This is a genomic window from Gilvimarinus sp. F26214L (genome assembly GCF_054401055.1).
Genome location: NZ_JBTIYG010000013.1, coordinates 26,455 through 41,069 on the forward strand (window position 1 = coordinate 26,455; position 14,615 = coordinate 41,069).

13 protein-coding genes are annotated in these 14,615 nt (G+C 60.8%); 3 read left to right on the forward strand and 10 right to left on the reverse strand.

Annotation, left to right across the window (positions count from 1 at the left end):
* Nucleotide 1: 1 nt before the first annotated feature.
* From ACURWW_RS13745 to ACURWW_RS13765, 5 genes are all read right to left on the reverse strand, one after another.
* On the reverse strand, nucleotides 2-796 hold the full coding sequence (locus ACURWW_RS13745; RefSeq protein ID WP_445617577.1) for an ABC transporter permease: 795 nt from the start codon (nucleotides 794-796) through the stop codon (nucleotides 2-4).
* A 6-nt stretch (nucleotides 797-802) separates the two neighbouring features.
* Complete coding sequence (locus ACURWW_RS13750) at nucleotides 803-2,236, reverse strand: mannose-1-phosphate guanylyltransferase/mannose-6-phosphate isomerase (protein ID WP_445617578.1); 1,434 nt, start codon at nucleotides 2,234-2,236, stop codon at nucleotides 803-805.
* A gap of 16 nt (nucleotides 2,237-2,252) precedes the next feature.
* A complete protein-coding gene (locus ACURWW_RS13755) occupies nucleotides 2,253-3,383 on the reverse strand; it encodes a glycosyltransferase (protein ID WP_445617579.1) in 1,131 nt (376 codons plus the stop codon).
* A complete protein-coding gene (locus ACURWW_RS13760) occupies nucleotides 3,383-4,336 on the reverse strand; it encodes an NAD-dependent epimerase/dehydratase family protein (RefSeq protein WP_445617580.1) in 954 nt (317 codons plus the stop codon). Before ACURWW_RS13760 ends, ACURWW_RS13755 begins: the two co-directional genes overlap by 1 nt.
* Nucleotides 4,337-4,713: 377 nt before the next feature.
* Nucleotides 4,714-5,580: a YicC/YloC family endoribonuclease gene (locus ACURWW_RS13765; protein WP_445617643.1), complete on the reverse strand. Its 867-nt coding sequence runs from the start codon at nucleotides 5,578-5,580 to the stop codon at nucleotides 4,714-4,716.
* 228 nt (nucleotides 5,581-5,808) lie between these two features.
* Here ACURWW_RS13765 and rph point away from each other — a divergent pair, with 228 nt between their 5' ends.
* On the forward strand, nucleotides 5,809-6,537 hold the full coding sequence (gene rph, locus ACURWW_RS13770) for a ribonuclease PH (RefSeq protein WP_445617581.1): 729 nt from the start codon (nucleotides 5,809-5,811) through the stop codon (nucleotides 6,535-6,537).
* Nucleotides 6,538-6,568: 31 nt separating this feature from the next.
* On the opposite strand, the gene ACURWW_RS13775 is transcribed toward rph, so the two are convergent.
* Nucleotides 6,569-7,351 (reverse strand): exodeoxyribonuclease III, encoded by a 783-nt coding sequence (locus ACURWW_RS13775; RefSeq protein ID WP_445617582.1) that lies wholly within the window; start codon nucleotides 7,349-7,351, stop codon nucleotides 6,569-6,571.
* A 213-nt stretch (nucleotides 7,352-7,564) separates the two neighbouring features.
* On the opposite strand from ACURWW_RS13775, the gene pyrE reads away from it, so the two are divergent.
* Nucleotides 7,565-8,233, forward strand: coding sequence for an orotate phosphoribosyltransferase (pyrE, locus tag ACURWW_RS13780; protein WP_445617583.1), 669 nt, complete (start codon nucleotides 7,565-7,567; stop codon nucleotides 8,231-8,233).
* On the forward strand, nucleotides 8,214-8,816 hold the full coding sequence (locus ACURWW_RS13785; RefSeq protein ID WP_445617584.1) for a hypothetical protein: 603 nt from the start codon (nucleotides 8,214-8,216) through the stop codon (nucleotides 8,814-8,816). The genes pyrE and ACURWW_RS13785 overlap by 20 nt, the downstream gene beginning before the upstream one ends.
* Nucleotides 8,817-8,966: 150 nt before the next feature.
* Here the strand turns inward: ACURWW_RS13785 and slmA are convergent, their stop codons facing one another.
* The 4 genes from slmA to coaBC form a co-directional block, all read right to left on the reverse strand.
* On the reverse strand, nucleotides 8,967-9,575 hold the full coding sequence (gene slmA / locus ACURWW_RS13790) for a nucleoid occlusion factor SlmA (RefSeq protein ID WP_445617585.1): 609 nt from the start codon (nucleotides 9,573-9,575) through the stop codon (nucleotides 8,967-8,969).
* 235 nt (nucleotides 9,576-9,810) lie between these two features.
* The gene (gene argB, locus ACURWW_RS13795) at nucleotides 9,811-10,710 is read right to left on the reverse strand and encodes an acetylglutamate kinase (protein ID WP_445617586.1); all 900 of its coding nucleotides are present in this window, start codon (nucleotides 10,708-10,710) and stop codon (nucleotides 9,811-9,813) included.
* Nucleotides 10,711-10,753: 43 nt separating this feature from the next.
* A complete protein-coding gene (locus tag ACURWW_RS13800) occupies nucleotides 10,754-13,153 on the reverse strand; it encodes a phosphomannomutase/phosphoglucomutase (RefSeq protein ID WP_445617587.1) in 2,400 nt (799 codons plus the stop codon).
* 59 nt (nucleotides 13,154-13,212) lie between these two features.
* A complete protein-coding gene (gene coaBC / locus ACURWW_RS13805; RefSeq protein WP_445617588.1) occupies nucleotides 13,213-14,412 on the reverse strand; it encodes a bifunctional phosphopantothenoylcysteine decarboxylase/phosphopantothenate--cysteine ligase CoaBC in 1,200 nt (399 codons plus the stop codon).
* Between the last annotated feature and the right edge of the window lie 203 nt (nucleotides 14,413-14,615).

A 14,615-nucleotide genomic window follows, 5' to 3' on the forward strand; every position in this document is an offset into this window, starting at 1 on the left:
CTCATAGCACGTCCACCATTTCTGCGCTGGCCCGCCGCACGATGATCAGGCCCACGGCCAGCAGAACCAGGCCGCTGGCTCCGATCATCAGCAGATGCCCCACGTCCGGCGCTTGCCGGAAGGCGAGCACGTCGTGGTAGGCGTTGACTACGGGGTACATTGGATTAAGGAGCAGGTAGTGCCGCATATGCTCCGGGATGATGGAGGCCGGGTAAACAATGGGGGTAAACCAGAAGAGGAACTGAAGCAGGATGGGAATCAGTTGGCCCAGGTCTCGAATGAAAACGTTGATCACCCCCACGATGAGGCCGATCCCGAGGGAAAATACCACCAGCACCACCGTAATGAGTGGAATCCACAGCATTTGCCAGGAGGGCGGGTGCCCCAGCAGGGCGAAGATGCCAATGATGGCTCCGAACAGGAGCAGGTTGTTGATCAGCGCGGTGCCGGTGGCGATCAGGGGCAGCGCGATCTTGGGCAGGACCATCTTCTTGAGGAGGTTGCCGTTCTGAATGAACAGATTCAGGCAGCGGGTGATCATGTCGTTGAACAGGTTCCAGCCCAGAATGCCCGCGGTGAGGTAGATGGCGTAGGCGTATTTGTTGTCGATCCCGGGGAGCTTGGCGGAGAGCACGGCGGACAGGACGAAGGCGTAGATGGCCACCATCACCAACGGATTGATGATCATCCACAGCCCGCCCAGCTTGCTGCGGGCGAACTGCGAGACCAGATCATTGCGAATGGACGAAACGATAAAGTGCCTGTAGGCCCAGGCACTTCGGAGTAGAGCTAGCACGCGAATTTATCCCTTGGGCGAAACCCGTCCGTAAGTGTCTTCGAAGCGGACGATATCATCCTCGCCAACATAGCCGCCGGATTGCACTTCCACAAGTTCCAGCGGCATTTTACCGGGATTGGTCAGGCGGTGGGTGGAGCCGATGGGGATGTAGGTGGACTGGTTCTCGGTCAGGAGCTTTTCCTCACCGTTGCATTCCACGAGGGCGGTGCCCTTCACCACGACCCAGTGCTCGGCTCGATGATAGTGCATCTGCAGGGAGAGCTTCTCCCCCGGCTTGACGCAAATGCGCTTGACCTGAAAGCGGTGGCCCTCATCGATGCATTCGTAGTCACCCCAGGGGCGGTAGACGCGGACGTGGGCGTGGTGCTCGGTGCGGTCGTTGTTGCGAATTTCTTCCACCACCTTTTTTACGTCCTGGACCCGGTCTTTATGGGTGACCAGTACGGCATCTTTGGTCTCGACGACAACAACGTCTTCCAGGCCCACGGCCGCCACCAGGCGGCTTTCGGCGCGCACGTAGGAGTTGCGGGTATCGTGGGTGACTACGTCGCCAACGCAGACGTTGGAGTTGCCGTCCTTGCCTTCCACGTCCCACAAGGCGGACCAGGAGCCCAGGTCGTTCCAGCCGGCATCGAAGGGCACCACGGCGGCGGCGCTGGTTTTTTCCATCACTGCGTAGTCGATGGATTCGTCCGGGCAGGTCTCAAAGATGTCGGCGGGAATACGGGCAAACTCCAGGTCCGGCGTGATGCCGTCCACCGCTTTTTGGCAGACCTCGTAGATGTCGGGCCGGGAGCGCTCGAGTTCGGCGAGGTAGGCGGATGCGCGGAACATGAACATGCCGCTGTTCCAGTAGAAGTTGCCGGCTTTCAGGAACTCCTCGGCCGTGGCCTGATCGGGCTTCTCCACAAAGCGGTTGACCTTGAAGGCGTCCTCCGCCCACTCCAGCGCCGAGCCTGCCTCGATATACCCGAAACCCGTCTCCGGGTGGGCGGGCACGATGCCGAATGTCACCAGTTGGTCACGGTTGGCTACTTCAGCGGCTTTGTTTACGAGGGCGTGGAAACGCGCGGTGTCGTCGATCAGGTGATCCGAGGGCAGCACCAGCAACAGAGGGTCCTCGCCGCGGGCCCGTTGCTGCATGGCGACCATGGCAATGGCCGGTGCCGTATTGCGGCCAAAGGGTTCGAGCATCACCTGATCCAGAGTGATGCCGGCCTGGCGCGCCTGTTCGGCTACGATAAAACGGTGGTCTTCGCTGCAAACCACCACCGGGGGCAGAGAGTCCAGGCCTACGGTTCGGCCGAGAGTCTGTTGCAGCATGGTGGACTCGCCTGTCAGGCGGATGAACTGCTTGGGTAGCAGGGTTCGCGATAGTGGCCATAGTCTGGAGCCGCTCCCGCCGGCCAGTAGCACGGGCAGAATGGAAGATGTCATTACCTTGATCCTGAGGTTAATTATTTGCCGTTCGTCGTTCTTCAAGCAGCTCCTGATAAAGCTGCAGGTATTGGCGGCCAATGTGCTCGCCGGAAAACAGTGCTTCAAGCCGCTGGCGCCCCGCCAGCCCCAGGCGATTCGCAAGTTGTGCGTCGTCGTTCAGTCGCTGCATGGCCGCGGCCAGGGCGTCCGGGTCGTTGGGGGGCACGATCAGCCCGGTTTCCCCGTCCACATTGACAAAACTGGTGCCGGTGCCGATTTCCGTGCTTATCAGCGCCTTTTGGTGTAGCTGACCTTCCAGTAATGTGACTCCAAAGGCTTCGGAGCGTTCGCAGGACGGAAAGACCACCGCGCGGCAGCATTCCATAAGAGCTGCTTTGACGGGGTCACTCACGCGGCCGGCCAGGTAGACATCGGGCCCGCCCAGAGCGCGAATCTGTGCGCGAAGTCTGGGTGCCTCCGGTCCGTCCCCTGCAATGACCACGGGCAAGCCGGTTTTCGCCGCCGCACTGATCAAAGTGTGAAGCCCTTTGTAATAGCGCAGCACACCTACGAACAGAAAGAAATCGCGCCCGAAATTGCGCTCCACCGTTTTTATGGTCTCCGCATCGGCTGCCGGATAACTTTCCGGGTCGAGCCCCAGGGGAATGACCTCGGGAGCCCTGCGAAGGTGTTGGAGGAGCGGGCTTGTTCTCACGTAGTTGGGCGAGGTTGCCACGACCCGATCGACTTTGCGGAAAAACACCGACCGCAGCGGAGCGTAAAGCTTCTCGAGTGCGCGCTGGCGGATGATATCCGAATGGTAGGTCAGTACCACCGGCTTTTTTGTGCCGGACAGCAAGTGTACCAAATCTGCGAAGGGCCACGGGTAGTGAATGTGGATGATGTCCGCCCACTCGGCCTGTTCCCGGAAGGCGCGAAACGTTTTTACGCCCATGGAGCACGAGGCGGGGTCGATTTGCAGGGGAACGCGGATCACTTCCGCCTCCTCGCGAACGAGGCGCTCCTCCCGATCCACGCGCGCCAGGGTCAGCACCCTGTGCTCAACACCATGCTTGCGGGTGGCCAGGCAGATTTGCCGAATGGCTTCTTCGAGGCCGCCCTGAGTCTCGGGCAGGTAGGTACGGTAAAACTGCAAAACTCGCATCAGGCCGCGTGCTCCGCGGCAGGGGCCAGCATCTGTACCAGAGCGTCCGGCGTGGATTCGAGCCGGAGGTGAGGCAACCAGTGGGCGAGGCGTGCGGTAGAGAGCTCCAAGTCCCCTGCGAGCCGGACAAAATCTTCGCCTCGGCCAAGGCTTGCCAGCAGTCCGCCCAGCAGTCGGGGCGGAAAGGGCAGCAGGCGCGCCCGTTTGCCACAGGAGTGGGCCAGTGCCCGAATCAGGTCCGACGTTGAGATGGGCTCGGGATCAGCGACATTCAGTACCCGGTGGGGCCAGCGGTCGGCCTCGAGCATCGCGGCAATTACCCGGTTCAGATTGTTGAGGCCGAGCAAACTGCGGCGGTTGCGGATGCTGGCAAAGGGAAGCGGAGCGCCGCTCCCGGCCAGCCGGAGCAGGCGTGCCAGATTGGCTTTGGGGCTCGGACCATAAATGAGCGGGAGCCGAAGGCTGCAGGCTTCCAGGTGCGGAGCGAAGGTGTTCAGAATTTCCTCGGCGGCCATCTTGCTGGTGCCATAAGGGTCGACGGGCTGCAGAGGGTCGTCTTCGGCGAAAGGAGCCACGGACTGCTCCCCGTAAACCTTGGCGCTGCTCAGGAAGAGGAACCGCCCTACCCCGGCTCCCCGGCAGGCCTCGGCAAGCGGAGCTATGGCGTCGCGGTTCAGGCGAAAAATCCGCTTTCGGAAGTCAGCGGGGCTCTCGCCGGCTTGCGGCGCCTGGTGGGCCTCCGCGGCACAATGAATGAGTACGTCCACTCCGACCAGATGGGTGTCGAGTTCAGTGGGCTGGCACAGGTCGAGGGCGATGGTGCCGTTCCGACCGGACCTGGAAAGAGGTACTACGTGCCAACCGCGGGACAACAGAAACCGGACAATATGACTGCCGACAAAACCGCTGGCGCCGGTGACGGCCACGGTGGGAGTAGGTGCTGCGCTGACCATTGATGCAGACTGTCCTGGAGGGGCGGGGCCAATTCAGTAGAGTTAGAGAAAGAGTAATTGTAGACGCTGTGGCGATGTATTGCGCGAATTCACAGGGAAATGATCGGGATTGCCGGGAGGGTTGGCGAGGTTGTTGGGTTACGCTTCGCTAACCCAACCTACGCATTCGGGGAGTCTCGCGGTTGGATCGGTCTCAGTGTAGGTTGGGTTAGGCGCAGCCGTAACCCAACATGGAGCCTGCATCTGTTCGCGCGGGGTCGGCAGATTGTTGGGTTACGCTTCGCTAACCCAACCTACGTGGTCGGGGAATCTCGCGTTTGGAGCGGTCTCAGTATAGGTTGGGTTAGGCGCAGCCGTAACCCAACAAAAGATCGACGCTACTCGATATTCTGGATCTGCTCACGCATCTGCTCGATGAGGATTTTGAGCTCGATTGCGCTTTGGGTGGTGTCGGTGGCGCTGGACTTGGAGGAGAGGGTGTTGGCTTCCCGGTTAAGCTCCTGCATCAGGAAATCCAGGCGTCGACCGATGGCGCCCTTTTGCTTGAGGGTGTGGCGCACTTCCGCCACGTGGGTTACCAGTCGGTCCAGCTCCTCGGCCACGTCCGATTTGTGGGCGTAGAAGAGCAGCTCCTGCTCCAACCGCTCCGGGTTGACCTCCTCCTTCGCCGCCGCCAGGCGTTCCAGCAGTTTGTCCCGTTGCGCCTGCATGATGGCGGGGAGTTGTTCACGGACCTTGTCCGCTTCGTCGCTCACGCTGACGAGTCGCTGCTCAATCAACTGGGCCAGCTCGGCGCCCTCGCGCTCCCGGTGGGCGCTCAGCTGCTTCAGGCTTTCATCAAACAGCTCCAGCGCCGCATCCTGCAGCACCTCGTTGTCCAGGGCGCTGGAGTTGAGTACCCCCGGCCAGCGAAGAAGGTCCAGTGCGTTGACCGGCGCGGCGGAGTCGACGACGGCGTTCACCTGGCGGATGGCCTGGGCGAGTTTCTCCACCGTTTCCATGTTGACCTTGATCGCCTCGTTGCGCCCCTCTTCCAGGTTGAGATATAGCCCGAGCTCGACCTTGCCCCGATGAACGGCCTTGCGCAGACGGTTGCGTAGCTCCGGCTCAATGGCGCGCAGTGCTTCGGGAAGACGGAAGTGCGGTTCGAGATAGCGGTGGTTGACGCTGCGGATTTCCCACGCCAGCGTGCCCCATGGGTGGACAGCCTCTTTACGGGCGAAGCCGGTCATGCTGCGGACCATCTCGGTTACCTCGGCTGCGGCAGGCACTCTGGCCTGGTTGTGCAAATAGGTTGCGGTTGCGGGCCTTCGCGAATGGAAAGGAAGCAGTGTCTCACGCATATGGTAACACAGGCCCGCGGGGGCACAGTCGATCGGGTATAATGCCGCGCCCGCAAATTTCCACGCGCGGGCACTCCGCGGGCGCTGTTCAGGGGTGCTCCACATGTACCAGCTTTATAAGGATCCACCATGCAAAGACCCAGCGGCCGAAGCCCCGAACAATTGCGAGCCGTCAAGATCACCCGTCGATTCACCCGGCACGCCGAAGGCTCGGTGCTGGTGGAGTTTGGCGATACCCAGGTCATCTGTACCGCCAGTGCCGAGCCGGGCGTACCGCGCTTCCTCCGTGGCGAAGGGCGCGGCTGGATCACCGCCGAGTACGGCATGCTGCCCCGCTCCACGGGCAGCCGCATGCAGCGGGAAGCGGCGCGCGGCAAGCAGGGTGGGCGAACCGTTGAGATTCAGCGCTTGATCGGGCGCTCCCTGCGCGCCGCGGTGGACCTGTCCGCCCTGGGCGAGAACACCATCGTCCTGGATTGCGACGTCATTCAGGCGGACGGCGGCACCCGCACCGCCTCCATTACCGGCGCCTGTGTTGCGCTCGCCGACGCCATTCGTCACCTGCAGGAAAAGGATCCCAGCCTGACGGTCAACCCCTTGCGCCGGATGGTGGCGTCAGTTTCCGTAGGGTTGTATCAGGGCGTACCGGTACTGGATCTGGACTATCCCGAAGATTCCACTGCGGACACGGACATGAACATCGTCATGGCGGAGGACGGGGGAATCATTGAGATCCAGGGGACCGCTGAAGGCGAACCATTTACCCAGGACCAGTTCGACGCCATGCTGAGCCTGGCGAAGCAGGGCATCAGCGAACTGCACGGGCTCCAGAAGCAGGCGCTGGCGGAGGAGGTTTAAAGCCGGAAAGGGCTCGCACCGCGAGCCCGAATCAGAAGGCGCTGGGCAGCTCCAGATCGTAGTCCATGATGACCGGAAGGTGGCTGGAGAATGTCTGGGTCTTGTAGATGGCCGCGTATTCAACCCGGTTGCGCAGTTCACCGGAAATGACCTGGAGGTCTGTGCGCCAGCCGTCGCCCTCGAAAGGAACCCCGCTGGGCCACCAGGTGAATTCGTCCTTGTCCTTATTGACTTGCCGGAAGGCGTCCACGTAGCCCAGCTCGCTGTAGAGCTGGTCCATCCACATGCGCTCGCCGGCCATGAAGCCGGGTCGCGCTTCATTGTCTTTTGCGTTCTGCACATCGATGGCCTGATGAGCCATTCCCCAGTTGCCGCAGAAGATGAACTCGCGACGTTTGCGGGTGATCTTGTGCAGGTGGGCCTGGAGATCGTCAAAGAACTTCTGCTTCACCTGGGCCGAGTCCGGGTCATCCGTAATCTGCGGTGCCAGCAGGGAGCCGATGCTCAGCCGTTCAAAATCCGCCTGGATGTATCGGCCCTGCATGTCGACACCCGAAGAGAAGCCCAGACCATAGATGAGGGCCTTGGGTTGTTCGCGGGTATAGATGCCGACGCCATACGCATCGTCGATCCCCGAATCAAAAAAGTACGCGTGGTAGCCTGAGACCTGATAGGGGCCGTCCTCGAGTTCGGGTGCCGGCAAACGCAGATCCTGCAGACAGATCACGTCCGCGTCCTGCTGCTCCAGCCAATCGAATAGCCCCCGTTCCGCCGCCTGCCTGATGCCGTCGACGCTCAGATTGATGATTCTCATGTTCGCCCCTTTTCAACGGACTGTGTATGATACTCGGGTTCTGTCGTAGACTAAATACACTATTTGCTCAATCCCGGTTTTGCCCCGATTCAGCGTCAGAAACCTTGCCCGCAGCGCTCATTGATGCGCAATATCTGAACCCATTCAGGTGCCGATCTGGAAGAGGCCAAATTGGCATCGATTCCGATCAACACAAATTATTGGAACGTGTTCATGCAAAGCTACCAACGGGACTTTATTCGTCTCGCCATTCAGTGCCAGGCACTGCGCTTTGGACTGTTCGCTCTCAAGTCCGGGCGCGCCAGTCCCTACTTCTTCAACGCGGGGCTCTTCAACAGCGGACGCTCCCTCGCGGAACTCGGGCGCCACTACGCGGCGGCGCTGGTGGAGTCGGGCCTGGATTTCGACATGATCTTCGGCCCCGCCTACAAAGGCATCCCGCTCGCGGCGACGACGGCCGTTGCCCTGGCGGACCAGCACGGCATTGACCGACCCTTCGCCTTTAACCGCAAAGAGACCAAGGACCACGGCGAAGGCGGCAACCTGGTGGGCGCGCCGCTGGCGGGCAAGGTTCTGATCGTGGACGACGTGATTACCGCCGGCACGGCCGTCAGGGAAGTGATCGACCTGATTCGGTCCTATGGGGCGGAACCGGCCGGTGTCATCATCGGCCTGAACCGTCAGGAGCGCGGACGCGGCCAGTTATCCGCCCTCCAGGAGGTGGAGCAGGAATTTTCCATCCCTGTGATCAGTATTGCGGCACTGGAGCACATTATCGCCTATCTTGAGGAGCAGGCCGGTGATGAGGCTCTCCTTCAACAAGTCCGCCAGTACCGGGCGGAATACGGTGTGAACGCGAACGATGGCGACCAAAACAGCTAAACAACTCTGTTGTCTGCTGCTGATCTCTCTGGCGAGCACGGCCCTGGCCGTGGAGCGCTATTTCCGTTACGTGGATGAACACGGGGTGACGGTGATGGACAGCAGAATTCCGCCGCAATACGTAAAAAACGGGTACGAGGTGGTCACTCCAGCTGGCCGCGTATTGGAAGTGGTACCTCCGGCTCCGACGGAAGCCGAACGGGCGGCCCGCGCTGCACAGCGTCAGCAGGAGATGGAACTGGCGGAATGGGACCGCTACCTGAAGCGCCGCTATACCAGCGTGGACGACATTGACGCAGCAAAGGACCGAAAACTGGCGGACCTGGAGGCGAGCCTGGCGATTCTGCGCGCTAACACCGTCAGCATCCAGGCGCAGATCGAGGACGTTCAGGGCCGTGCGGCCAATGCCGAACGCGCCGGGCGGAAGGTGCCGGAAAGCTTTCTGGAGAGTCTGCGTAAATTACGCAAAGAGCTGAAAGTCATTCAGGATCAGGTCGATCAGCGGGAAGTCGAGAAGCAAGAAATGGGCGAACGCTTCGAAAGGGAAAAGGAGCGGTTTGCGGCGATTCAGCGAGATTCCTGAATTCCCGGGCCGGATCGCTCCGGCTTTTTCCTTATTGCTGTTTCTCTCTCGCTGGAATGTTTCTCTCTCGCTGGAATGTTTCTCTCTCGCGTCCCCGCCTCAGAACTCCCTATTCCTCTTCGATCCAGCCAAGTCCCCTGGCATTCAAATTCAAGCCTGCACCTGCTCCCGGGCAAAGCCGTGGACCAGCACGGGCCATTGAACCGGCCAGTTCTCGGTGGGTGAACGTTTGAACTCGCTGCGAACGAACTGGGCGATGCGCCCTTCAGCCGCTGCCATCATCAGGTTGGCCGCCGCAGTAATGGGCAGATTCAGACGCAAATCCTCCCGTACTTCCGCCTCCCGGAGGATCTGTTTGATCTGGGTTTCCAGGCGCTCGAAGAACTGCACGATGCGCAGGCGCAGCCGGTCCGTTTCCCCCGCGAGGGCATCGCCTGTGAGTATGCGCGAAATGCCCGGATTGCGTTCGGCGAACGTGAGAAGCAGCAGAAGGATCCGTTCGCATCGTTTAAGGGCGGTTGCCTCTTCGGAAACGATCAGGGTGATTCGCGAGAAGATGGTCTCCTCGATAAATTCGATCAACCCCTCGAACATTTTCGTCTTGCTGGGAAAATGACGGTAGAGGGCCGCTTCGGAAACCCCGACCTCTTTCGCAAGCGCCGCTGTCGTAATTCGTGCTCCCGGCGAGTCGGAAAGCATGAAGGCCAGGGCCTCCAGAATTTGCTGGCGACGGGATGATTTTTGATTCGATCTGCTCATGGTTTTTTATATTCGGATGAGAGCATGGTTTTGAAACTCATTCATACATGCACACGATTGAAAATTGTCCGGCGGATAACCCGCGGCGACCGTAGCTCGGGTCTCGCCGTTCGCATTATCTTTATGCCCCAAAACTGCCCCAATTGTCAGCCGTCCGTGCGACAGCATGTAAATGAGCACTCGCGTATCCTAGCCTTATAGGCGGCCCGCTTCAATACAAAGCGCGTATCTGTTCTCAGGGCTGGTTGCTGATCAGTGTCCCGACTCCGGCGTCAGTAAAGATCTCCAGGAGCACCGCGTGCATGACCCGGCCGTCCACGATGTGGGCGCTGTTCACTCCCATTTTGACTGCATCGAGCGCACAGGTAATCTTGGGCAGCATGCCGCCGTAGATGGTGCCATCGGCAATCAGGTCATCCACCTGGCTGGGGGTGAGTCCGGTGAGTACATTGCCCTCCTTGTTCTGCAGCCCCGCCACGTTGGTGAGCAGCATCAGCTTTTCCGCTCCCAGCACTTCGGCGATCTTTCCCGCAACCAGGTCCGCATTGATATTGTAGGACTCCCCCTCCGGGCCGACACCGATCGGCGCAATGACGGGAATGAAATCGCTGTTGATCAGCACATCGATGACCTGGCGGTTGATGGTCTCAACCTCCCCCACCTGGCCGATGTCGATAATCTCCGGAACCTGCATTTGCGGCGCGTTGCGGGTGACTTTCAATTTGCGCGCCCGGATCAGCTGCCCGTCCTTGCCGGTGACGCCGATGGCGTGACCACCATTGCCATTGATCAGGCTGACGATCTGCTTGTTCACCGTCGCACCCAGAACCATCTCCACAACGTCCATGGTCTGGCTGTCGGTAACGCGCATGCCGTCCACAAATTCCGATTGGATGTTCAGGCGTTCCAGCAACTGGCCGATCTGTGGTCCGCCGCCATGGACGACAACGGGATTCATGCCCACCAGTTTCATCAGAACTACATCCCGTGCAAAGCTGTTCTGCAGTTGCTCGTCGGTCATGGCGTTGCCACCATATTTGATGACCACAGTTTTGCCGGTGAAGCGTTGAATGTAGGGCAAGGCCTCGGTGAGAACCTTGGCGATGTTCATAGCGTCGTCGCGACCAAGAGCCATATCGTCCTGAACCTTTCTATGGGGTGAGGTGACGGGAGCGCCGTCAGAGTTCGAATGAGAGTTGCGGGTCTACCTTGAGGAGCTGTTCGCGAAAACGATCCGCCACTGTTTTAAGCGCGTCTGCGTTCTCTCCTTCGAAGCGCAGGGTCAGTTCCGCTGCGGTGTTGGAGGCTCGCACCAGGCCCCAGCCTTCCGGGTAGTCCACTCGTATTCCGTCGATGGTGCTAAGCCGGCCGGAACCGAAATCGCCCCGCAGGGTCAGGCGCTGAATCAGGGCAAATTTTTCCTGTTCGGGAACCTGAATACGGATTTCCGGCGTAGCGGGTGGAACGGGGAAATTCTCGAGAATACTGTCGAGCCCCTCGTCCCGCAGGCTTATGATCTCAAGCAGGCGCGCCGCCGCATAGAGCCCGTCGTCGAAACCGTACCAGCGCTCCTTGATGAAGATGTGCCCGGACAGTTCGCCCCCAAGCAGGGCACCGGTCTCTTCCATCTTCGCCTTGATATGGGAATGGCCCGCCTTCCACATGATCGGCCGACCGCCATAGGCGCTGATGACCCTGTTCAATTCGCGGCTGCATTTTACATCAAACACAACATCCGCGCCGGGGTTGCGAGCCACGAGGTCCTTGGCCAAAACCATGAGTAGCCGGTCGGACGAGACAATCTGGCCGCTGCCCGTGACCACGCAGACCCGGTCTCCGTCTCCGTCCAGTGCAACGCCCAGGTCAGCACCCGTTTCCTTTACCTTGTCCTGTAGAGCGCGCAGGTTTTCGGGTACGGAAGGGTCCGGCGGGTGATTTGGGAAGGTGCCGTCGATTTCGCAGAAAAGGGGCGTCACGGTGCAGCCCAGCTCCTCGAACAAACGTGGCGCAATCTTACCGGCCGCGCCGTTGCCGGCATCCACCACCAGCGAGATTTCTCCCGCCAGTGCAATGTCTGCAAAAATCCGATCGATGTATTGGAGGCTGAGGTCCGAGAAGCTCTCCTTGCCGGCCCCCTGCTCGAAATCTGCCGCCTCAATGCGGGCCTGCAAACGCTTGATATCTTCGTCTTTGAGGGTTTTACCGGCCACCACCATTTTGAAGCCGTTGTACTCGGCGGGGTTATGGCTTGCGGTTACCATCACGCCACTACTGGTGTTTTGCAGTTCCTGGCAGGCGAAGTACAGAACCGGTGTGGGGACCAGTCCGATATTGATAACGTCGCAACCGGTAGCAAGAATGCCTTTGACCAGTTGCTCGGTCACCTCGGAACCGTGTGTGCGCCCGTCCCGTGCAACGACCATAATGGAGTCGCCAGCCGCGAGCGTGGCACTGCCCAGGGCGCGACCGATAAGCACCACCTGCTCGGGGCCGAGCTGATCCGGCACACGACCGCGAATATCGTAGGAGCGAAACACCTCGCCGGGAATCTCACCGGGCCGCGCCGGCTCGCGGATGTCGAGAGGGTCCGGCTTCGGTTTCGGTCGAAAACCGGACAGGCCCAGCAGGTCCGAATCTTCCTTGGTCACTTCCAGGCTGAGCAGGTCGTCCACTTCCATCTCGCGCGGCTGCTCTTCGTCGCGTGTTCCGAACCGGCGGGCGGCGAGGTTGGCGAGCCACCAGGCCAGCGCAACACTCAAAATCGAGGTAAGGCCGAGCACAAGATAATTGGGAGTCCGGGAAACTCTCTGTACCCCGATCAGAGCCTGCGATGGAACGAAGCGAACCCGAAGATAGCTGCCCGCAACGGCTGCCTCTGCCGCGTCGTTCGGGTTCAGTTGCGGTCCCAACACCGCTTGTGCGGCCTGCCCTGGGTACTGTTGAAGCACTTGCACAGTACCTTGGTCCGGAGTGAGCTCCCGGGCGGGTTTCAGGTAATCCTGGGCGGCGACGCTGGCGAGCAGCAGGGCCGACACCGGGGCGGCGTCGTCCTGTTCCTGAGCAAGGGGGATGGGTTGCACAAGGCTGAGGCGCCACTCGTCATCCGTACGCACCGCCTCAGGGAAGACCTCCTCGCGCTGCTCGGCCCGGTTCATCATGTCCAGTTCCGCAAAGCGAAGTGCCGGACCGGTCTCGTCGATACCGCCTCGAACCTGATCGGCCGGAAACAAATGCACGGCGTGCAGGCCCTCCAGTTGATCGTAAAGATCCTGTTTCAGAGGCTCCAGAATGCCTTCGTCCCCCGCCCGCACCGCTTCGGCAAGATCCTCTCGCCGCGCAGCATCGGTCAGCACCGTGTGCAGTTGCTCAAGTTGTTCCGAGAGAGTCGTGGCTACGGACTTGGCCCGGCGTTCGGCTGCGGCGGCGATGGCCCGCTCTTCGCTCGCGCTGCTCCTTTGCTCCAGCCACCAGGCGAGTGCTCCGTTGAGCGCCAGAAGCAAAGCCCCGCTGGCAAGCAGAGCCTTAAAAAAAGGGCTCTGCTTGCTCAATGTGAGCCAGGATGGTCTGGAGCGTGACACGAATAGGTTTCCTGTTTCCCGGACGGTGTCCTGTAAATGTTATTCGATATTTGCGTGGGCTAGGGCTGTAACCGCGCGGCAATGCGGGCAACCAGATCCCGGGCCAGCTGATGTTTGCTGCGCTTGCCCAGCTCTTCCTCCCCATCCGGCCAGATCAGGGTGGCTGCGTTGTCCTCGCTGTTAAAGCCGATGCTGGTATCGGACACATCGTTGGCGACGATCCCGTCCAGCCCCTTGCGCTCCAACTTACCGCGCGCGTTGGCCAGCAGGTTCTCCGTCTCGGCGGAAAATCCCACTGTGAACGGCCCCGGTGAGGCGGCAGCCACGCTGGCCACGATGTCCGGATTCTTCACCAGCTCAAGAGTCATGGTGTCCTGGCTGCCCTTCTTCATTTTCTGTTCCGCCTTATGCACCGGCCGGTAGTCGGCCACCGCGGCGGCGGCGATGAAAAGGTCGCAGCCCGCCAAGGCAGCCAGGCTGGCCTCATGCATTTCTGCGGCACTGGTCACCGGGCGAATCTCGGCGCGTGGGGGTGGGGCGAGATTAGTGGGCCCGGTAATCAACAGCACCTTTGCTCCCGCCTCCACGGCTGCTTCGGCAATGGCATATCCCATTTTGCCCGAGCTGTGATTGCTCAGGTAGCGAACCGGGTCGATGGCCTCGCGGGTGGGACCAGCGGTAATCACTACGCGTTTCCCGGCCAGTGCACCGCTCTCGAACAGGCCCGCGGCTTCGGCCACGATATCGTCCGGCTCCATCATTCGGCCGAGGCCCACGTCACCGCAGGCCTGCCCGCCTTCGGCCGGGCCGATCTGATAAACATCGCGCTGGCCCAGCAGCTTCAGGTTGTCCTGGGTTCCGGGCTTGTGCCACATGCCCTGATTCATGGCCGGAGCAATGGCAATCCGCGCTGCGGTGGCGAGGCAGAGAGCTGTCAGCAAATCATCACTGCGGCCGCCGGCGAGTCGGGCGATGAAATTGGCGCTGGCGGGTGCGATCAGCACCAGGTCCGCCCAGCGGGCAAGCTCGATGTGGCCCATGGCCGCTTCCGCCTCGGTGTCCAGCAGGTCCAGGTGAACCGGGTGGCCCGAAAGCGCCTGCAGAGTGAGGGGCGTTATGAATTCCTGCGCGCCGCGGGTCATGACCACGCGGACGGTTGCGCCCTGGTCCTGAAGGCGGCGGACCAGTTCGGCGCTTTTGTAGGCGGCGATTCCGCCGGTCACGCCGAGGATAATCTGCTTGTTGGCAAGGGAGCTCATAGGATTGCGTCCGAAAATCACTGTGCGTGAAAACAGTGCGCAGGCGTCAAATAAATTGCGCAGGCGCCGGGAGCTGCGGAAAACCGCCGATTTTACCCTGCCAGGCGCCTGGAGTCCCCATGGAAAAGCGCGGTAAGATTGCGCCACACGCCCGGGCTCTACAATAAAGTGCAGGGAACGGACCGGGCGGGCACATGAAACAG

Coding starts and splice junctions, on each gene's coding strand:
- ACURWW_RS13750 (WP_445617578.1), bottom strand. CDS start 2,236: ATGACATCTTCCATTCTGCCCGTGCTACTGGCCGGCGGGAGCGGCTCC.
- ACURWW_RS13755 (WP_445617579.1), bottom strand. CDS start 3,383: ATGCGAGTTTTGCAGTTTTACCGTACCTACCTGCCCGAGACTCAGGGC.
- ACURWW_RS13760 (WP_445617580.1), bottom strand. CDS start 4,336: ATGGTCAGCGCAGCACCTACTCCCACCGTGGCCGTCACCGGCGCCAGC.
- ACURWW_RS13765 (WP_445617643.1), bottom strand. CDS start 5,580: ATGGTCCGCAGCATGACCGGCTTCGCCCGTAAAGAGGCTGTCCACCCA.
- rph (WP_445617581.1), top strand. CDS start 5,809: ATGCAAAGACCCAGCGGCCGAAGCCCCGAACAATTGCGAGCCGTCAAG.
- ACURWW_RS13775 (WP_445617582.1), bottom strand. CDS start 7,351: ATGAGAATCATCAATCTGAGCGTCGACGGCATCAGGCAGGCGGCGGAA.
- pyrE (WP_445617583.1), top strand. CDS start 7,565: ATGCAAAGCTACCAACGGGACTTTATTCGTCTCGCCATTCAGTGCCAG.
- ACURWW_RS13785 (WP_445617584.1), top strand. CDS start 8,214: ATGGCGACCAAAACAGCTAAACAACTCTGTTGTCTGCTGCTGATCTCT.
- slmA (WP_445617585.1), bottom strand. CDS start 9,575: ATGAGCAGATCGAATCAAAAATCATCCCGTCGCCAGCAAATTCTGGAG.
- argB (WP_445617586.1), bottom strand. CDS start 10,710: ATGGCTCTTGGTCGCGACGACGCTATGAACATCGCCAAGGTTCTCACC.
- coaBC (WP_445617588.1), bottom strand. CDS start 14,412: ATGAGCTCCCTTGCCAACAAGCAGATTATCCTCGGCGTGACCGGCGGA.